The following is a 19032-nucleotide window of genomic DNA, read 5'->3' on the forward strand; positions in this document are numbered from 1 at the left end:
GGTGCCGGCAATGCAGCTTTTTCACGGAACCAGACAGCGTTTTGATAAGTTTGATGTGGCATACAAAGGAACTGGTGAGTCCGGAAACATCGCTGCCTGCTGGTTTACGGATAATTTTAAAGGAGCCAGCAATCATGCGTTATTCAAAAACAGAAATCCCGGACTGCCACTGGTTTGCCGGTGTGAACTGAACACCGGGGCGATTATCGCTAATCACCGGTTGCCGCTCGCAGAGCAGCCCGATATCGCGGCACGTCTGAGAGATGGACTTCCAGTCAGCATCAGTAGCCAACTCAGTAAAGGCTGGGACTGGCATGCCCTGCGCGAGCCTCAATACAGCACTTACAAAGGGAGTATGCTTTATGTGGGTGACAGGCATGTAGATTCAGATGAAATGATCCGCCTTTACCTGAATTGTGGTATCCAGGGCGTTTATGACTGGGAAGGTATATTTACGGACAGCTATCTTCACGGTACAACTACCGTGATATTTGATACCAGTGCAGTGGCTATTATTGACAAAATCGAGTACGGATCTGACGACTGGCATAGCTGGCTGAGTGAATACCGGGAGAAGAATTGTGTTCTGGAAAGGGAACAGAAAGTACAGCAGGCTCACCACGGCTAAGAATAATTTTGAACATCTGCTGTCGGTTGCGTCTTCTCTGCCGGTCCAGGCTTTGCCGGATTTAATTCGCGCTATGGTCCGCCCTTTGCAGAGTGATTTCCTGCTCGCGGTGGCAGAAGAAGGAACCGATGCCCGTCCGGATTTGACACCCGGGGAATTTTTCTTTAATGCCATCACAGAGGTTCAGGACTATAGCAGTATGAAGGCGGGAGAAGTTAATCCAGAAGATTACCCGCTTTCTCTGGCCTCCGATATGGTTCTTCCCTGGCCGTGGAGTCTTTCCCGTTATATCGATAATGTGTCCCGGATTGGTACGGCAAAAGGAAGAGTATGGCAGCAGGATCGTACTAACCATTATGTTGAACTCTGGCTGCCCTGGCGCATTGGTTTTGTTCGGGGAGGTAATCACTCCATCACGGCCGGTATTCTGGCGGGTGAAGGAACGTTAATCCCTGAACACGTGTGGGATATGTCTTTTCTTTTTGAGCGAATAAGTACCGACGGGCTCTACTGGTATGTTGACGGTAAGAAAACTGAAGACGTGAAGTCCTGGCGTGCAGCTGCAATATTTGAGGCAGGCAGGCTAATGACTTCTCGTCCTGACGACAGATAAGGAATATGTAATGGATATCGCGCTTTTTCCCGGTCAGAGCCGGCGCCAGTGGGCTGATACAATGATCAATCTGGAAGCCCGAAAGCTTGTTAATACCGCAAATACCGTCGCGGCCATGCACCTCAGTGATTCACTGACCCGTCTGAAATTTGTGGATGAAATCAGACAGGTTGTCATGCAACAGTTTGACGCGGCAAGGAGAGCAAGAAATGATGAAGAGTGCATTTCCTGCCTGAAGAACCTCAGGGCTGAAAATGAGTTTCTACTTGAACAGTCGCGTATGCTGAAAACCGGTTATGCCCGGATCTACGCTGAAATACAGTACGTAACAGAGCAGAATAAAATTGTCGGATACTTCATATCCGGCATTAAGGTCGTTCTGGCCGGCGTACAGGCTGTGTTTGGCGGTGTTATGATCGCCACCATGACACCAGCTGGAATGCTTGCCGGTGCCGTTCTGGTCGGTGATGCCCTTAATACGGTATCACGGGAAGCAGCCCGTCAGCTCCTGAATGAACCTGCTTCAGAGGGGATCCTGGCGGACGGCGCCATGTCCGTAGCGGAGTTTATGGGTTTCAGCCGCGATGTCGGGCTGGGGATTTTTAATGCAACCACGCTTGCAGCCAGCGTTTATGGTGTGTTTGGTCTGACCGGGAAAGCTGAGGCCTGGCGTCTTTTCCGTTATCTTCCCGGAGACTATTACCGCAAGGTGGAAACCATGTCTCCGGGCAAACTGACGATGAAGGTTCTGGGATGGGGGGTCAGTGCAAAGGTGGTACTGGAACTCCTTACCCGTGATGACCGGAGTCGCTGATATGTGATCTCATCAGCTTCCATGATTTATAGCCAAGTCTGACCGGCATCACCAGAAGCAACACAATCAGCAGAAAGACGACGGCAACCACGCAGGAGATAACATGGCTGGCGCTGCCAAAAATCGCGGTGAGCAGGGTGATGATGACCATCCCGCCGGAGATCCAGGCTACCGACAGGAAATAGCCGGCCAGATCCTTCAGCACCTTTTCCAGCGAGTCCCCCGTCGCCTGGTGACGTTTGATTCTCGCTATTTCCTTACTGGTAAATCCTGCCGCGATAAGTTCCTGGTTGTTCTCTGTCATTCACGTCTCCTTTAACCTGATAAAAAGAATACACTATTTAGACGTCCCGTTCCTTCCTGCTTTTGCCTTCCCTGTCCGGATCGTTGTGCCGTTGCCGTTAAACAATCCATGCTTCCCATTTTTCCTATACTTACCCTTTAACGGCAGGAAACGCTTATGTGTGGACGTTTTTCTCAGTCACAGACCCGCGCTGAATACCTGGCTTATCTGGCCGGTGAGGTTGATGCCGGGTTTTCTGCAGTACCGGAGCCTATCGGACGCTACAACGTGGCGCCGGGGACCCGGGTACTGTTGCTCAGTGAAAGCAATGATCAGCTGCAGCTCGAACCTGTTCTGTGGGGGTATTCCCCAGAGTGGTGGCACAAAGCGCCCCTGATTAATGCCCGTGTTGAAACCGCAGCTGAGGGACGTATGTTTCGTCCGCTGTGGGAACGCTGCCGCGCCGTTGTGTTTGCTGACGGGTGGTATGAATGGGTACGTCAGAGGAACAAAAAACAGCCGTATTTCATTTACCGCAGGGACGGTCAGCCCGTATTCATGGCTGCCATTGGCGCACGACCGTTTGGTCTGAGGGATGACGGGGAAGGCTTTGTTATTGTCACGGCAGCAGCGGACAAGGGGCTTATCGATATCCACGATCGTCGTCCTCTGGTGCTGACGCCGGATGCCGCGCGCGAATGGCTACGCGAAAGTCTCAGTGGTGACGAGGCGGGCAGGACGGCCAAACAGGGGGCGGTGCCTGCTGAGGCATTCACCTGGCATCCAGTTTCCCCTGCGGTCGGCAACGTGCGGAATCAGGGGGCGTCGCTAATTGAACCTCTCTCGTGATGCTTGCTTCGCCAGCGCCAGGGTTCTGTCTGTCCAGGGACTGACCAGAGACCTGTAGCCTGACGACGGGCTTCGTCTTCCAGTGTTGCGTAGTCGCTCCGGACAGGTTTTCCGTGATACCGATATGCCCAGGCCAGTCCCTTACGGATCTGTTCGGCATTCACATCCTTCGCGCCAAGCCACACCGTGCCAAGCAGCCGGCCGTAACGATCCTCATCCTCGCCAGTGACGGTAACGATGCGCTGTGTCACCATCGATGAGAGTTCCTGTCTGGAACGCTGGCCAAAGGGTTGGTTCTTTTCAGGCGCATCGATACCGGCAAGACGAACACGCTTCAGCTGGTTCCCCTCACCAAGAATCTCAACGGTATCCCCGTCGAGCACACGAACAATCCTGCCGTTAATATCCGCACTTACCGGATAAGTCACGATGAGCAAACTAATTATGTACAGTGTCCGAAACATGTCTATATCTCTGGTTTTTTTATATATTGAGTGTCTCATTTTGAGACGGCAAAGTATATCTCGATGACGTGAATAGTGGATGTGTCTTATAGAGAAGGACTGGTGCGTTAAAAAGGGCACAATGTGCCCTTTAAGTTACCATCAGATATTATAAGTACACCATATTCACTTTAATGGATTACCAAATTCATTTAGGTACAGCTGACCGAATTTATAGGAAGCATAGTCGGTAAGATGTCCCACGTCACGATAGACAGTTACGCCATCAATATTTGTAATGCATTTACCACTAATGCACTGTATTGATTTAGGATCAATAAAGGTCAGCGTTGGGAACTCAGCCTTCATTTTACTCATCAGTTGCGTGACTTTTTCCCCGTTGGTATTTGCCGGGTTTTGCATATCACATTCATTGATGTCAAATGGGCGTCGATGAATAACATGCTGATTTATACAGTTTTGATAGTTGCGTGGCATGTTCGCAATGGTGAACATGATTATTGGCTTTGAACCAGAATCTATGATAGTACGTATGGCTGTACGTAACGCCATTTCGTATCGACTGGCTGAGAGTGCCTCACTTCGCTCATCCTCATCTTTAGTGATTAACTGGGCAGAAAAATAATTTGACCACACATGCCCTAAAATAACATAGTCATAGTGATTTGATTTTATATTATCATAATATTTCTCAGCGTTATCATGACATTCTTCATATTTGACGCCTTTATATTTCCACCAGTCATACTGATAAATTCCCGGTAATGCCAGGCACGAAGACGTGGTGAGGGAGTACATTTTTATGCCAGCATTCTTAGCCAAGACATCATAAAAACCCCAGAAATGGTTAGCATTTGAATCGCCAATCAGAAAGGCTTTCTTCGAACCTTCATGGTCGCCGAACTGACAGTCCGTAAGGTCCTGGCTTCCACTAAGGCAGCCATCCCTCGATGCGGCATTCTCGGAAGCGGAATTCAACAGCTGTAACGAGTGATTGTATTCATCGCTGAAGCGCTGTGGCAAACCATTCGTTTTCACGGTTAATGTGTAAAGGCCCGTGCAGACCGTAAGGGGGAGCAATACAAGCAGGATCATACTCTTTGCAAATGACAGCTTAACCCGGCGGAAGCGCTCTTCAATACCGTGATAGGTAAGCACTGCCAGTCCTGCAGTTATCACCAGCGCAATGCACAGTGTCTTGCCGGACAGAGTGATCTCAAGATAATTGAACGCTGCAAATATGGGCCAGTGCCAGAGGTACAGAGAATAAGAAATTTTACCTGTGTAGTTTATCGGTGCTAATTGTAAAGTTCGATTTACGAATGTGTTCTGGTTTATCAGTAATATTGCTGAGGCAAGGCAAACAAGCAGTGTCCAGCTATTTGGATATGCCTCAACTGGTATGCTTAAACCTGAAGTACAGATAAGTACAGCGATAGCTACTACTGCCAGAGGATTAGTTATCCATCTGTTGGTTATCTGAATTCTGTCCTTTAATAAAGCTACGCTTCCACCAATCAGAAACTCAAAAGCGCGCATATTTAATGAGTAGTAATGCTGACTGGACGAGTACAGGCTGATAAGAATAACAATTATTGTTGCAGTTAAGGTAAGTAACAACCAGCCATAAAGGAACGGTTTATACGCAAATTTTCTTTTAAATTTACTGACAAGCAGTGTCAAAATGGTCGCGAAAAGCGCAAAGAAAAAATACCACTGCCATTCAATTGCTAAAGACCATGTATGCAAAAGCAGGAAGTAATCAGAGTCAGGAGATGCGTATGCTGCACTAAGCTTATCAAAATACTGGTTTGATAAGAAAAGAGTGGTGTATTTGGCACTTTTTGCGAATGCGGTGTAATCGTCAGGAATGTAGCAGTATGTCGCTACAATGATGGCGCCGAGAATTGTCACCAGCAGTGCAGGCTGCAATCGCCATAATCTGCCTTTTATAAAATTAGTTAGTGAGAATGTTCCTCTTTCAATTTCACTGATGACTTTTCCGGTAATCAGGAATCCTGATATGGTGAAAAATATATCAACACCAATAAAGCCCGAAGGGAAGTACGATAATCCTGCATGGAATAATATAACAAGCAGGACAGCGGCAGCGCGGAGACCGTCTATGTCTTGCCGGTAATTTTGTACTGCATAGCTTTTAGTATGATTATCTAAAACTAAATCCATTTTATAATGGCACCTTACATTTACATATTTATGGTTATTAAGATTGTGGTCAGTCTATCGGGAAGCAGAGCACGCAATATTTCCCTGATATCTTATGATATCGTTTCTCAGCTACGTATACCAAAAATAAGTCGTGAGTGTTTGTCTTACGTCTTGCCTGGATGCTTATTTACATACGTCGTTAACAAGTAACTGAGTGGCATAGCTGATATTGAGGCCAGTCATATTCGTGTTGAGCGCATTTATCATGTCTGCACTGGTATAAATGACGCTGCCCTTCAGGATTCCCTGGTAACCTTTTGACGTCACCACAACAAGCTGTTCCGGGGTACAGAGCGCCTCCCTTCCTGCATACAGATCTGAATCGACGGCACGCAGGTACACCGGAGAGGCGGCCACCACAAACCGATCGTCAGGCCTCGACTGCATCAGCGTCCTCAGGGAAGCATACCGTCGTTCAGCAGGCGGGCAAGCTGTCAGGCTTTCCCATAGTCTGCTGTGACTAAACGGCATCGAGGAGAACGTTGCCTCATAAGGGACCACCGGGTCTGATACGTGCAGCAGCCCCAGACCCGCTGAAATCACCCACAGCTCTGCGCCGGTACGTTTTGCAGCCGCAGCAGCCCTGCTCCAGTGCTGGCCCGTATACAGTTCACCTGCTGTTATGGCAGCGCCGTCGTTCCGCGCCCTGGCCAGCCTTTCCAGCCAGACTTCATAAGCATTTCCGGCGTCGTGTTCATATGGAAAGACGGTTTGACCGGCTGTTATGGTTTTGCGGCGCGTGCAGGTGACGATGAGATTGACGTTGCCTGTGCTCATGACGGCATCCCCGCGCTGTCATCGTTCCAGACGATAACCGTGGCCAGATGGTCCGCCACCTCCTGCCCCGTGTAACCGGCCAGGATCGTCAGCGCCCTGGAGCCTGCGTCACGGGAGAGCGGACTCCGGAACCCGAATCCGTCCGTCATCAGGAGCCACTGCAGACGGTCAGTCCAGCGCTCGCCGGGTTTACGGACCGGCGAAAACACAATCTCCGTCAGTTGTTCGCGGTTGCAGTACAGCTGTCGCCGTTCCAGCTCATCCAGCAGGCTGTTCAGTTCGCGCCGGTCAGCGTCTTCCTGACTCATCTGAGCCCAGCGGATGCGGTGCAGCCGCAGCTCCTGTGCCTGTCCCGACGTGAATCCGGCCCTGGCCAGCAGGGTGTCCAGAGCGGCGCCGGAATCTTCTTCATACCCGGCAGCCGTGAGCGGGAACGCCTCCGGGCTTTCGCGCAGAACGTGCAGCAGCCGCGCCGGTGCCGGCAGCGACCGGAGGGCTTCCTCAGGGCTCACCACGGCAAGGCGAATATCCTCAGTCAGACCGGTGATCCCCTGTGCCTGAAGCGCGACGTCCAGCTGGCGGTACCAGGTGCCGGTCAGGTCTTCCGGCTCGGTACCGATCAGCGTGCCCGCCTCCGGCGTGGTGCTCTCATTGATCTGCATCCGGACCGCAATACCCGCCCCGTGGCAGGCCTGGAGCCACTGCGCCACCTGAAGGGGATCGCCCGTCATACGCGTCACCTGCCCGGCCGTGTTCCACAGCTGGAGACAGGTGGTCCCGTCGAGGCGGATGACGTAGTCGCCCCGGCACGCCAGGTGCCAGATGCCGTCCAGCTCCACCGGCCGGTCGTGAGCCTCGTCTGCCTGGCCGGGCGGGATCAGGGGCAGAACCCGGACCGTTGTCGCGCGCTGCTCCGCCAGGACGCGCGCCTGTTCGTCAGCGAGAAGCGGGGCGGCCAGCGCACGGCCGGCGTCCGTCAGCTCGACGGCCAGCTGCAGGTTCGGGGCTCGCAGGGTGCGCAGCCAGCCCGCAGCTTCCATGCGCCGGCAGGAGGCGCGGAGATTCGGCCCGTACACCGGGGCGTCCCCGCCCTGCTCCAGCACCCGCTCAATATCCCGCGTGGCCACCGGTCCCGGACGTTTCGCACCGAGGGCGGCCAGCACAATCAGCACCCGCCGCTGTAGCGGCGATGGGCGGCGGTGTTTCTCAGCGGCCATCGGCAGGCGGCTCCTGGTTTTCGAGGATCAGTCCGGCCAGAAGCCGAAGCTGTCTGCGATCCTCCTCACAGTCGCGCCCCGGCGCCCTCATTGATAATGCCAGTGAATACCAGAGCGCAATGGCGCCGCTGCAACTCCCCCTGTCAAAGGCAGCCGTGGTGGAAGAGTCATCCCGGGAAGAACTGCTGTGCCGGCTGAGCACGCGAAGGATGCTTTTGATTTCGTCAAGCAATTCGTCATAGGTGAGATTCAGTGTCGGCCCGGTACTGGACATGCTGCGCTCCTGGAATAATGAGTAACAGATTGCGATAAAATGATATCACGTATGATTCATTTGATATTAAGTTAATATCATATCAGAAGTGATTTCATGAATAATGATAAATATCACACTTAGTATGATTTTATGTGAGTGATTCAATTATCATATCCTTTGCGTGTTTCCCGCCGCGCAGATCCGGTTTCTGGCTAAATCGGATAACAGGGAGACGAACTTTGCACGAAGGGCATCGGGTGACATTTTCCAGAGAAAAAAAGGTCACTACCGCTTATTATTCATAAAATTTCTTATGGAACACGCAGAATATCTATGTTTGGAAAACTTCTAAAAAGTCTCTCATGGCAGGTGAGAGCTGAACTCCGACGGAGCCTGAAGTCGAACCGGGATTACAAAAAACTACGCTGGAACCCGGTGGAGAGAATACTTGTTTCCTGCTCCACCCATTACGTCCGGGCTATGCTAATTCTATGGTCCGCAGCCTTCGGGGCTGTTGGCGTGGTCGAATATTTTCGCCCTGTATTGCAACCTTTCGCTGTGCAGCATTTTAAGGGCATTACCAAGCTTTCAGACTGGATGTCTAATTTACTGGGTAGCCAGTTGACTATAATCGGTATTGTTTTTCCGCTGGTTGTGGGGCTTATAAGTGTTTTGTTTCAAAAGAAATCAGCAAGGATCCATATTCAGTCCGCGTATCAACTTCATTCCGGATATATGTTTGCGGGCCTGAGTGGTCTTTTACTGGCTGCATTTATCGTGTTGGGCGGTATGACGTTATCTATAGGTGACGGATATCTTAATACTTCTTTCGCCGTAACAGCTTTTGTGTGGATGCTTTTCAATATTACTCTGTCTATCTGGTTCTTCGTCTCGAGTCTGAATGTCCTGGATGAGAGCAAGCGCGATCGACTAATGAATAAGTTTTTTTTGTCTCAGATAGTGGATGACTATATTCAAAAAGCATATATTCTTGCTTGGCTCCGATATCCGGGGGTAAATATAGGTGAGGATTACCTCGGTAATATTAAAATACTGCCTTACTCAATCTCAGAGAAAGACGACATGCTTCATGTCAAATCTAATATCAGTAAAGGTGATGTTGTTATAGATATTTATATAAGGCCACTTTTATTTCTGCTAAGAAGGCTAGAGGCGGTAGATGGGCAGGATGCGGAAATTATCATTTTGCCCTCCTTTGGTGTTCGTTCTGGTGAACTAACTTTATTGTCATCGAGAAATGTCAAGCCTGTTTCAGGATTGTGGCGGTGGTTATTTAGCCGTTGTATTGTAACAGGGCGCCCTAAGAACAAAAGGGATCTGGATGATATTACTTTTGATTTCTTTGGTGAGGCTTACGATGCGCTTAACGATAAAAATATTAGCGTCTTCAGAACAGGGATTGAACGATTAACAGATACCTATACCTCTATCAAAAGAAGTTATAACTACGGGGTTGATAAAAATTATCTGGATGAAGTAAAAGAATCAGGTTTTAGCCATACTTTCAGCGATTCATTCCATTATGAATTGAGAAAGTTTTTTCGTGAATCCGTAAAATCAACGGAATATTCAGGCGAATATTTCCGTGAATCGATGGCCATTCCATTGCATGTGTACAGAAAAACACAGAGCACTCATTTTACCGATTTCAGACAATTTTTACTCTCGCTTTTCAGAGTATGGCATGTGTTAAACGAGTGGAAAGCAGGACAGGGTGTCACCCTCTCGGCCAGCCAGGAGCAAACTCATCAAGAACTTGTACGCCATTTTATTGGCCTGTGGGAGGGCTGGAGTATGAGCTCGATCATTGGCAAACCAGGGAGCGAAGATTCTACTGGGCGCCTGATGTATCATCTGCATAACACCGCCAGGCTGCTTATTCCGTCAGTGGTTGCAGATAATGCTTCTTCCGTACGATATGCTCACGACGTTCTCTGTCTCTGGTTTAACCAGAGCCGGTTTCCACGGCACTGGGAGGAAGAGTACCACTGGCACAGTTTCTTCCTGACTCCGGATTATCTGTCTCTGGATGAAACAGACTCGCAGTGGGCAATGTTACTCAGGGGGCGTCCATATAAAAAAGATGCGGCCTTATCCATTATGTTTGCAAATGCCTTGTCTGATTTACGCCTGTTAATGGCAGGTTATCTCATTGCGCATTTTGAACCCCAAGAAAAGATAGATTTAGCTGATCTTGTTAACCATATCATTACGTCTGAATTATATGAAGAAAGAGACACTCATGATACGCTGACACCTGCGTTCAGACGTTCTGTCGATATCATTGATATGATACTGAGAATTGAGCACTGTAATCTTCATGCGAATACAAACTGGTACAGCGGGCTATCAGAAACCATTGAGGTTATGAACTCATATAATGAAAGGCCTTACATTCCGGGGCGTACGTATACAGGAGTACATGAGGATTTAGGGAGCCTCTACGGAGCATTTTCCTTGCTGGCTATAAAGCTCGCCAGACCTGCTGAGCAGGTTACGCAGCGTGCTAATGACGCCCTTGCGGGAGGGTTGTTTTCCTATTTCAGTAAAGTGAGAATAATTTCTGTTCTTGAACGGCTGAAACGTGATCCTTCAGTCCCTTATGAAGGCTATATCATTTCAGACGCGGATTATGCAACGAACGTGGTTTTCTTTAATGACGTTCTGGATAAATACATTGAGGTCTTCAGTCGCAGCAAAGTGGCAGATATCGTTGCTGCCGAAGTAGATCTTGAACGTCTCAGGAATACCGACACTCGTCTGACAAAAGAACTTCCTGGGGTATTGTCTGAAGATACTCTGCTTAACTACTTCACTTTTTCTCAAAATTCAGAATGCGATCGCAACTGGCTGGTGAGATACATTCCTGTGAGTGTTCCCAAAGATTATGTTGCCAGAGAACTTAATAGTAATTTCTACGGAGATTTTCCGTCTGTATCAGATGTTAGGACAAATATTTACCACAGACTGCATAATTTACTGTGGCAATCACAGGCTAAATTAACGATGAAGGTCAAAAACCTCGAAACACTGTTAATGAAAGTCGCGCAACGGTCCGCCGATCAGCAGTATTACATACTGGTGAGCTATGGTTCCCGCTTTAGCGAAGAACTGAGGGAACTGGTTTATCAGCCGGAAAGGCATGACGCGTTTAGCATACAGGTTGATGTTTCAGCCAGAGGTAGCCGCACTCTGCCCTTCAGGATCAATAACTGTCTTATTTACCTTGTCCTCAATTCCGAACAGGAATTTTCGGTTATGGTCAGCGCGGAATCCTTCGGTGAACTCAGGCTGTTCAGGTACCCGGATGGAACCCTTTTTAACACCTTCTACAGCAGTAGTGACAATCCACTTGAAGGCGTGATGACAACGCTCTGGGAAATGGAGATGGAAATCACTGGTCCACTGGTGGCCCGGTTTGAACATCGCTGAGCAAAATTAAGGTGACCCCGGATGGGGTCGCTGTTAAATTGCTTTGTTGTTAATAATTAATTCAAATTGCGATACTTATAGCAATAATCTACTCATAACAACAATTCACTGTTTTTTGTGCTTATTCTGCAATAATCGTTCTCTTCCACTCCTGAGATCCGAAAAAAGGTTGTTCCGGATCTTACGGAAACGCCCCGGCGCGCAGCGGCACGAAAATACAAGATATGCCACTCCGTCAGCTGCTTTTTCTTCTATATATTGTGTTATCTCCCCTCACCTGTACCCGATAAGAAGGGGCCGAAAAGAGCGCTTCGCTTATTCTCTGACCGTGTTACACTTCCGGTAAGTTGCGGATAGCCAGAAAATCGGATCTGACCGGAACGGCCATCCGGTAATTTAATGGAGTGGTTATATGGCTGCTTATTATTATTCTGGTGATATTCACGACAGGAAAAATAAGCAGGGGAATATTCAGGTGAGTGACTGCACAGGTGATTATCCTTCGCGTCATCATTACTCTGAGTGACTATTGAACCAGATACTATTTTTGAGGCGAGGTATGGGGAAACCAACATTTAGATCATTTTACGATGTGGTCCGGGAGCTTGAGGATGTATATGGCCATCAAGAGCTGTGGCTTTACTCTGGCCTTAATGAGGACTGCCCAGTCGAGACAGCCCGCCGGCGTCAGGAATGGCGATCTCCAAAAATTCTCAAACGAAACGGCAGAATGGTGGCAGAACAATCAGGCCAGCCTGATTTCTGGGTGCTCACCGGTGATTACCATCTGCCGCAGTATGAACACAGCTGTCCGCCGTGGAAAGCCTGCCTCATCGATAAGATTTTTAAAACGAATGGTTTACTGTTCTGGTGATGGCTTCACAAGGCTTGCAGGCGGAATTCTCAGTTAAGGAAGGATTATGTGTGATTTATGCAGGGCGGACGGGAATTACTTCCATACGCCGGAATGCGTGTATGACCAGCTGGTCAGCGAGTACCCCGTGATGTGGCTGCGGGACTCGACCCGGATCGGCGCCTGCTACACCCTCCGCGAACTGCTGTCGCCGGAAGGGATGGTGCTGGCCATACAGAACGCACCTCCCGTGACGGGATGGCGGCTGCGCATGCGGTATAACGAGGCCATAGATGAAGAGATCGACCCGCAGCGCGGGGACTGTACCGAGCTGGCCTCCAGGGCTGACGCCCTGCTGGCCTTTGAGCCGTTCCGTGAAGACGCTGCGTCAGTATGACCGGCGGGATTTTTCAGTAAGGGAGCAAATATGGCTGACTGGTTTATCGCGACCGAAGGCGTGAAGGTGGTGAAGGACAGCGCCAGCCTGTGGCCGCAGATCATTACGGCGGTTTCATCTGCAGGTGCTGCATTCGGTGGTGTGTGGTACGGGCAGCGGCTGATAACCCAGCGGGAGAAGGAAGCAGCAGCGACAAAGCGAGAATCTGAGCTTTATTTTATTTCCACTCAGCTGGTATTTCGCCTCGAACGATTTGCCCAGGGATGCGCGGAGGTGGTTAATGATGAAGGGTTTGAAGATGATAAAGGGTACACACGTACTGGTATTAGCGCTGAGCCATTCTCAACAGAGGATATTGACGGTGACTGGCGGGTACTACCCAGCAGGATTCTTTACCGTATTCGTGAACTGTCAGTGCTGATCCCAGAAGCCAGCCGTTATATCAGTATTGTCAGTGACTATGATAATCCTCCCGACTGGCAGATGACCTTTAAAGAACGCCGTTATCAGTATTCACGTCTGGGTCTGCGTGCCATGATACTGGCCAGGCGACTGAGGCGACTTAATGCCATGCCTTCATCACACCTTGATAATAACAGCCCCTGGTCAGTACAGAACGTCTTATGGGCTGAGTGGCGAAAACAACGAAAGTCCAGAGCACGACAAGCTCGTGAGGTTCCTGACTATGATTTGTAAGGAAATTAGGGTGATACCAAGATATATGAACGGACCATGCGCAAACGAAGCCGCCAATGACATTATTTCCCTGCTGAAACTGTGTCAGCAATTGCAGTCTGAAAAGGACGGCAGGGAACGTCCTGCGCCCGGGACATATTCCCGCGATGAGGATGCGTTTGCCGATCGTATCCGTACAGCGTGCGGACATGCCCAGCAGCTGCGCCGGCTGCTGCCGGTGATGACGACGCTGAGCGCCATCGGCGCCGGGATGGAACGCCGGGGTGAAATCAGTCTGCTCCCGGGCGAAGATTACGCGCAGAAAGCACTGGCACGACTTACAGAGCAATACCTGTCCGGCAGGGACAACAAGCAATGATGCCGGCAATACCCGGCCAGGGTGTCTCATTTTCGGCCGCGCAGCTGCCGGTGGCCATCGACTACCCTGCCGCACTGGCCCTGCGCCAGATGGCCCTCGTTCAGGACGAACTGCCGAAATATCTGCTGGCGCCGGAAGTGAGCGCCCTGCTCCACTATGTGCCTGATCTGCACCGCAAGATGCTGCTGGCCACCCTCTGGAACACCGGCGCCCGTATTAACGAGGCGCTGGCGCTGACCCGGAGTGATTTTTCCCTGGTGCCACCCTACCCTTTCGTGCAGCTGGCCACACTCAAACAAAGGACTGAAAAAGCCGCCAGAACGGCAGGCCGGGCACCCGCCGGCAGTCAGGCTCACCGGCTGGTACCGCTTTCCGATGCGAGCTATGTCAGCCAGCTGGAAATGATGGTGGCCACGCTGAAAATACCTCTTGAACGACGTAACAAGCGAAGCGGCAGAACCGAGAAGGCGCGCATCTGGGAAATTACCGACCGGACGGTCCGCACCTGGCTCAGCGAAGCGGTTGAAGCAGCAGCGGCTGACGGGGTGACGTTCTCCGTGCCGGTGACACCGCACACATTCCGCCACAGCTATGCCATGCACATGCTGTATGCCGGTATTCCTCTCAAGGTGCTTCAGAGTTTAATGGGGCATAAGAGCATCAGCTCGACGGAGGTGTACACGAAAGTGTTTGCGCTGGATGTGGCGGCGCGTCACCGCGTGCAGTTCCAGATGCCGGAGACTGAAGCTGTGTCATTACTTAAAGGAACCATTTAACTTCTCTGTAAGCTATGAGGACCTGCATGATATTGGAAAGGCCGCTAATGCGGCCTAAGTCATACTTCACACATCATACTTATGATGTAATATCGTTCTTACTCGCCAGTTTTCTGAAAGTAAAGTTCAAGGGCTTCTCTGACTATTGCACTGACGTTTTTAGGATCTTTCCCGTTACGCTTGTTCCGCAGTGCTATATCTTCGACCTTCACTAACATAGACTCCCCTAATGAGATTGTCGTGCGGCACTGTTTTTCAGGTTCCGGTTTTTCTGGTGCTCCGTAGGGTTTATCGGCAAGGCGCTGCGCGAGGGCTTCAGCTTGTTCTGCTGTGACACCTGTTCTGCTTGTCGCTTGCTGGCTCGGCTTTTTAACCATTATGCGAATACCTCTTTCATTAGCTGCATAATTTCTGCTTTAGCCGCTTCATTATTCGTTTCTACGACACCCGTTCCATTGCTCATGCAATCTCGATAGACCTTGCGGAAACAGATTACTGTTTGCAGCGTTTCAATAGTTGGAAACTCTTCAAGGTATTCCAGAAACTCCTTCCGCTCATTTCCTCTTAGCACTGGGTTTGTTGTGGCCATGCTTTGTAAGCAATAGACCTTCAGTTCAGGGTTGAGATCACGCATAGCTTCAATCTGCTGAGCAAGTTCCGTCAATGTATCAAGGTCGGGCTGTGAGCATTGTAATGGTGCAATGATCTGATGTGCGACTACTCCACTAGTAATGAACTCTCTTGAGTTTCTGCCTGCCACATCCACGATTACATGATCATACTTTTCGTCTAATGCTCGAAGGGTTTGTGTCAGATTATCGAATTTTTCGATGAGCGTGAAAGTTGGCTCTATCCCCGATGCTTCACGCTCAGCATGGTGCTTAGCGGCCGTCCGTTGTAAGTCTCCATTTAACAGGCATACGTCTTGGCCCTCATGGGCTAGAGCTATTGCTAAGTTTGATGCCGTTGTAGTTTTACCTGAACCGCCTTTGTTTCCACCTACGACAGTAATCATTTCTGCCTCATAAATATGATGTGTGAAGTATGATTTATTTTGTCACATACGTAGTTATAGTCAACAACTGTAATCAAAAATATGAAGTATGAAGTGTGAGATATGATTTATTTTTTAATAAATCATAAATATTACTTGTGTTTTAATATTTCATACTTATGATTTAATACTCAATCTGAGTGCTTAGGCACTTAAGTTCAATCATTTTTCTCAATTTGAGTATTAAGGGGTTCAGGATGAAAGTGTATTGTGATGATGGTTCTACAACTGTAAAACTTGCATGGCTCCACAATAAGAAACTTTATAAGTCATTGTCATCTAACTCTTTTCGTCAGGGTTGGAAGGTGGAAGGTATGGGCGTACGTCAGACCTTCAACTATGAGCTTGAAGGTAAAAAATACACCTATGACGAAGTCAGCAATGAATCCATTCTTACTACTCATATTGAGTATCAATATACCGATGTAAACGTTCTGGCGGTTCACCATGCACTTCTGAACAGCGGGCTGAAACCTCAGCCTGTCTCACTGACTGTTACTTTGCCTATCAGTGAGTTCTACACAAGGGATTGTCAGAAGAATGAGCTGAATATTCAGAGGAAAATCGACAACCTGATGCGTCCAGTCAAGTTGAACAAAGGCGAGGTGTTTACCATCGAGCACGTCGAAGTCATGCCAGAATCCTTGCCTGCCGTATTTGAACGTCTGGTGAAAGACAATGTAGGGCAGTTCGAAAAGTCTCTGGTGATTGACCTCGGAGGTACAACTCTCGACGTTGGCGTTATCGTTGGCCAGTTCGACTCTGTCAGCGCGATACACGGAAATTCTGATATCGGCGTATCGCTGGTAACGAACGCTGCACTCACGGCGTTAAAAATGGCTTCCAGCAACACGAGTGCTATGGTCGCCGATGAACTTATCAAACAGCGTACAAACGCTGACTTCGTCCGGCAGGTTATCAACGACGAAAGCAAGACGGCACTGGTGTTGGATACCATCGATAGCGCGATCGCTACACTGGGTGCCCAGGTTGTCGATGACTTGGCTGGGTTTAGGGACGTTAACCGCGTTTATATTGTTGGTGGCGGTGCGCCACTGATCGAGGATGCTGTTAAAGCAGCATGGCAACATCTGGGCTCGAAGGTTGTCATGATGGATTCACCGCAAACATCACTCGTAGAAGCCATCGCTGCATTTAAAGGGGAATAGGACTGTGAGCGAGGAACGGAAGAAGTTTACTGTTTATCTTCATCCGGACCAGGTGGCGGACAATGTGTCTTTAGACATTATTGATTCTGTCCCACGGAACGATAGAGGAGATTTATATAGGAGAGCGCTTATTTCCGGCTTAGCACTTCACCACCTCGACCCGCGGCTTCCTGGCTTACTTGCGCTGTTGTTGGATAAGAGTTTCACGGCGGATAGCCTGGTAGGTTTAATCAGTCAGACAACGGGATGGAAGCCATCCCAGGCCAATATCCGTGATGTGCTTGCAGAACTGGGCGCAGGAAATTTTGATTCTGCAATCAAGCCTGAAATTGCTGAAGATGATGAGCAGCGTCGACTGGAAGAGGCCCGGGTCAAAATGAAAGGCCTCTTCTGATACTCAAATTGAGGCTTTGGGGATATCGGACCACCTGGTCGTGTATGCCGGAGAAAGCATCTCTCTTTTCATTTGCCATTCTGGTGCAATTCCGCGGCCAGCAAACCATACCCTCCCGAGCCCTGAATGGTTTATGCCATCCAGGGCTTTCATAAGCTCCTCGCTTCGTTCCTGCGGCTTAACGTCATCGAAAAGATTTAACTGTGCTACTCCCGTAGGGGTGAAGTCATTCAGCATTACGCCAGCCTTTGCATATCTATGCCCGTCGATCCAGATACGATCCAGGGCCTTTACTGAGGCGTTAATGATGTCCCGGGTGTCACGGGTAGGCACAAGAAGTTTTTCACTGGCCACGTTGCTGTAATACGCTTCGTTGACTGCGAAAGGGGAGGTTTTGATAAAGACCGATATGTGCCGGCAGAACTGATGCTCTCCCCGCAGTTTTTCAGCCGCGCGTTCGGCATACTGGCAGATAGCCTGCCGCAACGCTTCGTAAGTGGTGATGCGCTCCCCGAATGATCGGCTGCAGACAATCTGCTGCTTCGCGGGCGGTACATCTTCAAGAGATATACAGGCCTCACCGTTCAGCTCGCGTACGGTTCGCTCCAGCACTACGGTAAAGTTTTTGCGTACAAAGGCAGGATTCATGCGCGCCAGCTGTAGCGCAGTCGTCACGCCGTATGTATTCAGCTTTTTGCCTATGCGGCGACCAACCCCCCAGATTTCCTCTACTGGCTGCAGTGAGAGCAGTTTCTCCGTCCTACGAAGATTGTCAGTAGTCAGGGCCAGCACGCCCCCAAATTGCGGCCACTCTTTTGAAGCCCATTGCGCTGATTTTGCTAAAGTTTTTGTTGGCCCCATCCCAACGCCAATTGTCAGTCCGGTTCCTCTTAGGACGTGCTCGCGCAGCTGCCGGCCGAAATCTTCAAAGTCGGTACAGCCATCGATGCCGCGAATGTCCAGGAACATCTCGTCGATGCTGTACTGCTCTACGCGGGGCGCCAGTTCTTCCAGATGTGCCATGACCCGGTTGCTCAGACTCGCGTAAAGCTCATAATTGCTGGAAAACGTAAGCACTTTCTCCGGGAACTGCATTGTCTTCAGCTGGAACCAGGGAATCCCCATTTTGATCCCAAGCTGTTTCGCTTCCTTCGATCTGGCTATTACACAACCATCATTATTGCTAAGAACGACCACCGGTTTATCACGTAAGTCAGGACGAAAGACCTTCTCACAACTCGCATAGAAGCTGTTCACATCTGCCAGGGCGAACATCAGTCATGTCCCCGGGTTTTATGTACAAAGGCAGTTACGACACCGAAAATTTGTAGCTGCTCAGGTTCTGGCCATAGAGTAGGGTAGGCTGGATTCATTGCCTGTAACCCTGGTCTCGGTTTCAACAATAATCTCTTAACAGTAAATTCACCTTCAATCTCAGCTATAACGATATCGCCGTGGTGTGCATTTTCGGCTTTATCAACAATCATCAGATCGCCAGAATGTAGCCCAATATCAGTCATGGAATTACCAATAGCTCGCACAAAATATGTCGAACTGGGTCGGGATATACAGTAATCGTTGAGGTCAAGTTCGGCTTCGACATAGTCCTGCGCCGGGGACGGGAACCCCGCCGGGCATCCCTCGCTATAAAGAGGGATTGGGATAATTTCCGGCTCGCAATCGACACGCAATAATTCAAACATAGGCACCTCCGAACTGTATTTATATACAGTATTATTACTTTATTGAGTG

Annotated in this window: 22 protein-coding genes; 12 read left to right on the forward strand and 10 right to left on the reverse strand. The window is 49.6% G+C overall.

Annotation, left to right across the window (positions count from 1 at the left end):
* Positions 1-10 precede the first annotated feature (10 nt).
* The 3 genes from ACQG0S_RS23430 to ACQG0S_RS23440 are packed head-to-tail and all read left to right on the forward strand — an operon-like array spanning position 11 to position 2055.
* Positions 11-628, forward strand: coding sequence for a hypothetical protein (locus tag ACQG0S_RS23430; RefSeq protein WP_022650047.1), 618 nt, complete (start codon positions 11-13; stop codon positions 626-628).
* Positions 582-1241, forward strand: coding sequence for a DUF6710 family protein (locus ACQG0S_RS23435; protein ID WP_022650046.1), 660 nt, complete (start codon positions 582-584; stop codon positions 1239-1241). The genes ACQG0S_RS23430 and ACQG0S_RS23435 overlap by 47 nt, the downstream gene beginning before the upstream one ends.
* A 10-nt stretch (positions 1242-1251) precedes the next feature.
* Positions 1252-2055: a DUF4225 domain-containing protein gene (locus tag ACQG0S_RS23440; protein ID WP_022650045.1), complete on the forward strand. Its 804-nt coding sequence runs from the start codon at positions 1252-1254 to the stop codon at positions 2053-2055.
* On the opposite strand, the gene ACQG0S_RS23445 is transcribed toward ACQG0S_RS23440, so the two are convergent.
* The gene (locus ACQG0S_RS23445; protein ID WP_012477573.1) at positions 2030-2359 is read right to left on the reverse strand and encodes a hypothetical protein; all 330 of its coding nucleotides are present in this window, start codon (positions 2357-2359) and stop codon (positions 2030-2032) included. The genes ACQG0S_RS23440 and ACQG0S_RS23445 overlap by 26 nt on opposite strands.
* Positions 2360-2515: 156 nt before the next feature.
* Here ACQG0S_RS23445 and ACQG0S_RS23450 point away from each other — a divergent pair, with 156 nt between their 5' ends.
* On the forward strand, positions 2516-3187 hold the full coding sequence (locus tag ACQG0S_RS23450) for an SOS response-associated peptidase (RefSeq protein ID WP_012477572.1): 672 nt from the start codon (positions 2516-2518) through the stop codon (positions 3185-3187).
* On the opposite strand, the gene ACQG0S_RS23455 is transcribed toward ACQG0S_RS23450, so the two are convergent.
* From ACQG0S_RS23455 to ACQG0S_RS23475, 5 genes are all read right to left on the reverse strand, one after another.
* Positions 3154-3651, reverse strand: coding sequence for a thermonuclease family protein (locus ACQG0S_RS23455; protein WP_022650044.1), 498 nt, complete (start codon positions 3649-3651; stop codon positions 3154-3156). The two genes, ACQG0S_RS23450 and ACQG0S_RS23455, sit on opposite strands and share 34 nt — an antisense overlap.
* A gap of 165 nt (positions 3652-3816) precedes the next feature.
* Entirely contained in the window at positions 3817-5838 is a 2022-nt protein-coding gene (locus ACQG0S_RS23460) for an acyltransferase family protein (protein WP_012477570.1), read from the reverse strand.
* Between the two features lie 165 nt (positions 5839-6003).
* Complete coding sequence (locus ACQG0S_RS23465) at positions 6004-6657, reverse strand: DUF6884 domain-containing protein (protein WP_032635083.1); 654 nt, start codon at positions 6655-6657, stop codon at positions 6004-6006.
* Positions 6654-7397, reverse strand: a complete 744-nt coding sequence (locus ACQG0S_RS23470) for a hypothetical protein (RefSeq protein ID WP_226864505.1) — start codon at positions 7395-7397, stop codon at positions 6654-6656. Before ACQG0S_RS23470 ends, ACQG0S_RS23465 begins: the two co-directional genes overlap by 4 nt.
* A gap of 466 nt (positions 7398-7863) precedes the next feature.
* On the reverse strand, positions 7864-8148 hold the full coding sequence (locus ACQG0S_RS23475) for a hypothetical protein (protein WP_022650043.1): 285 nt from the start codon (positions 8146-8148) through the stop codon (positions 7864-7866).
* Positions 8149-8463: 315 nt separating this feature from the next.
* On the opposite strand from ACQG0S_RS23475, the gene ACQG0S_RS23480 reads away from it, so the two are divergent.
* The 6 genes from ACQG0S_RS23480 to ACQG0S_RS23505 all read left to right on the forward strand — a co-directional run bounded on the left by ACQG0S_RS23480 (position 8464) and on the right by ACQG0S_RS23505 (position 14663).
* Positions 8464-11583, forward strand: coding sequence for a hypothetical protein (locus tag ACQG0S_RS23480; protein WP_012477567.1), 3120 nt, complete (start codon positions 8464-8466; stop codon positions 11581-11583).
* Positions 11584-12142: 559 nt separating this feature from the next.
* The gene (locus ACQG0S_RS23485; protein ID WP_022650042.1) at positions 12143-12457 is read left to right on the forward strand and encodes a hypothetical protein; all 315 of its coding nucleotides are present in this window, start codon (positions 12143-12145) and stop codon (positions 12455-12457) included.
* Between the two features lie 46 nt (positions 12458-12503).
* Positions 12504-12833, forward strand: a complete 330-nt coding sequence (locus ACQG0S_RS23490) for a hypothetical protein (protein ID WP_022650041.1) — start codon at positions 12504-12506, stop codon at positions 12831-12833.
* 30 nt (positions 12834-12863) lie between these two features.
* The gene (locus ACQG0S_RS23495; protein ID WP_022650040.1) at positions 12864-13529 is read left to right on the forward strand and encodes a hypothetical protein; all 666 of its coding nucleotides are present in this window, start codon (positions 12864-12866) and stop codon (positions 13527-13529) included.
* Positions 13530-13554: 25 nt separating this feature from the next.
* Complete coding sequence (locus ACQG0S_RS23500; protein ID WP_032623564.1) at positions 13555-13887, forward strand: hypothetical protein; 333 nt, start codon at positions 13555-13557, stop codon at positions 13885-13887.
* Entirely contained in the window at positions 13884-14663 is a 780-nt protein-coding gene (locus ACQG0S_RS23505) for a site-specific integrase (protein WP_022650038.1), read from the forward strand. The genes ACQG0S_RS23500 and ACQG0S_RS23505 overlap by 4 nt, the downstream gene beginning before the upstream one ends.
* 98 nt (positions 14664-14761) lie before the next feature.
* Here ACQG0S_RS23505 and ACQG0S_RS23510 read toward each other — a convergent pair whose 3' ends face one another.
* On the reverse strand, positions 14762-15040 hold the full coding sequence (locus tag ACQG0S_RS23510; RefSeq protein WP_022650037.1) for a hypothetical protein: 279 nt from the start codon (positions 15038-15040) through the stop codon (positions 14762-14764).
* Entirely contained in the window at positions 15040-15678 is a 639-nt protein-coding gene (locus tag ACQG0S_RS23515) for an AAA family ATPase (RefSeq protein WP_022650036.1), read from the reverse strand. Before ACQG0S_RS23515 ends, ACQG0S_RS23510 begins: the two co-directional genes overlap by 1 nt.
* Positions 15679-15914: 236 nt before the next feature.
* Here ACQG0S_RS23515 and parM point away from each other — a divergent pair, with 236 nt between their 5' ends.
* Together parM and ACQG0S_RS23525 are read left to right on the forward strand one after the other, a co-directional pair.
* Positions 15915-16886 (forward strand): plasmid segregation protein ParM domain-containing protein, encoded by a 972-nt coding sequence (gene parM / locus ACQG0S_RS23520; protein WP_022650035.1) that lies wholly within the window; start codon positions 15915-15917, stop codon positions 16884-16886.
* Between the two features lie 4 nt (positions 16887-16890).
* Entirely contained in the window at positions 16891-17280 is a 390-nt protein-coding gene (locus ACQG0S_RS23525) for a plasmid partitioning/stability family protein (protein ID WP_022650034.1), read from the forward strand.
* Positions 17281-17283: 3 nt separating this feature from the next.
* Here the strand turns inward: ACQG0S_RS23525 and ACQG0S_RS23530 are convergent, their stop codons facing one another.
* A complete protein-coding gene (locus ACQG0S_RS23530) occupies positions 17284-18555 on the reverse strand; it encodes a Y-family DNA polymerase (protein ID WP_022650033.1) in 1272 nt (423 codons plus the stop codon).
* Positions 18555-18983 carry a translesion error-prone DNA polymerase V autoproteolytic subunit gene (umuD, locus tag ACQG0S_RS23535; RefSeq protein ID WP_022650032.1) on the reverse strand — a complete coding sequence of 143 codons (429 nt, stop codon included), beginning with the start codon at positions 18981-18983 and terminating at the stop codon, positions 18555-18557. Before umuD ends, ACQG0S_RS23530 begins: the two co-directional genes overlap by 1 nt.
* Between the last annotated feature and the right edge of the window lie 49 nt (positions 18984-19032).

The organism is Enterobacter cloacae complex sp. 418I7 (assembly GCF_050030705.1).
Classification (GTDB): domain Bacteria; phylum Pseudomonadota; class Gammaproteobacteria; order Enterobacterales; family Enterobacteriaceae; genus Enterobacter; species Enterobacter intestinihominis.

Excerpts from the sequence above, each read along its gene's own strand:
- ACQG0S_RS23430 (WP_022650047.1), top strand. The coding sequence starts at position 11 with ATGCAGCTTTTTCACGGAACCAGACAGCGTTTTGATAAGTTTGATGTG.
- ACQG0S_RS23440 (WP_022650045.1), top strand. The coding sequence starts at position 1,252 with ATGGATATCGCGCTTTTTCCCGGTCAGAGCCGGCGCCAGTGGGCTGAT.
- ACQG0S_RS23445 (WP_012477573.1), bottom strand. The coding sequence starts at position 2,359 with ATGACAGAGAACAACCAGGAACTTATCGCGGCAGGATTTACCAGTAAG.
- ACQG0S_RS23450 (WP_012477572.1), top strand. The coding sequence starts at position 2,516 with ATGTGTGGACGTTTTTCTCAGTCACAGACCCGCGCTGAATACCTGGCT.
- ACQG0S_RS23455 (WP_022650044.1), bottom strand. The coding sequence starts at position 3,651 with ATGTTTCGGACACTGTACATAATTAGTTTGCTCATCGTGACTTATCCG.
- ACQG0S_RS23460 (WP_012477570.1), bottom strand. The coding sequence starts at position 5,838 with ATGGATTTAGTTTTAGATAATCATACTAAAAGCTATGCAGTACAAAAT.
- ACQG0S_RS23465 (WP_032635083.1), bottom strand. The coding sequence starts at position 6,657 with ATGAGCACAGGCAACGTCAATCTCATCGTCACCTGCACGCGCCGCAAA.
- ACQG0S_RS23475 (WP_022650043.1), bottom strand. The coding sequence starts at position 8,148 with ATGTCCAGTACCGGGCCGACACTGAATCTCACCTATGACGAATTGCTT.
- ACQG0S_RS23480 (WP_012477567.1), top strand. The coding sequence starts at position 8,464 with ATGTTTGGAAAACTTCTAAAAAGTCTCTCATGGCAGGTGAGAGCTGAA.
- ACQG0S_RS23485 (WP_022650042.1), top strand. The coding sequence starts at position 12,143 with ATGGGGAAACCAACATTTAGATCATTTTACGATGTGGTCCGGGAGCTT.
- ACQG0S_RS23490 (WP_022650041.1), top strand. The coding sequence starts at position 12,504 with ATGTGTGATTTATGCAGGGCGGACGGGAATTACTTCCATACGCCGGAA.
- ACQG0S_RS23495 (WP_022650040.1), top strand. The coding sequence starts at position 12,864 with ATGGCTGACTGGTTTATCGCGACCGAAGGCGTGAAGGTGGTGAAGGAC.
- ACQG0S_RS23500 (WP_032623564.1), top strand. The coding sequence starts at position 13,555 with ATGAACGGACCATGCGCAAACGAAGCCGCCAATGACATTATTTCCCTG.
- ACQG0S_RS23505 (WP_022650038.1), top strand. The coding sequence starts at position 13,884 with ATGATGCCGGCAATACCCGGCCAGGGTGTCTCATTTTCGGCCGCGCAG.
- ACQG0S_RS23510 (WP_022650037.1), bottom strand. The coding sequence starts at position 15,040 with ATGGTTAAAAAGCCGAGCCAGCAAGCGACAAGCAGAACAGGTGTCACA.
- ACQG0S_RS23515 (WP_022650036.1), bottom strand. The coding sequence starts at position 15,678 with ATGATTACTGTCGTAGGTGGAAACAAAGGCGGTTCAGGTAAAACTACA.
- parM (WP_022650035.1), top strand. The coding sequence starts at position 15,915 with ATGAAAGTGTATTGTGATGATGGTTCTACAACTGTAAAACTTGCATGG.
- ACQG0S_RS23530 (WP_022650033.1), bottom strand. The coding sequence starts at position 18,555 with ATGTTCGCCCTGGCAGATGTGAACAGCTTCTATGCGAGTTGTGAGAAG.
- umuD (WP_022650032.1), bottom strand. The coding sequence starts at position 18,983 with ATGTTTGAATTATTGCGTGTCGATTGCGAGCCGGAAATTATCCCAATC.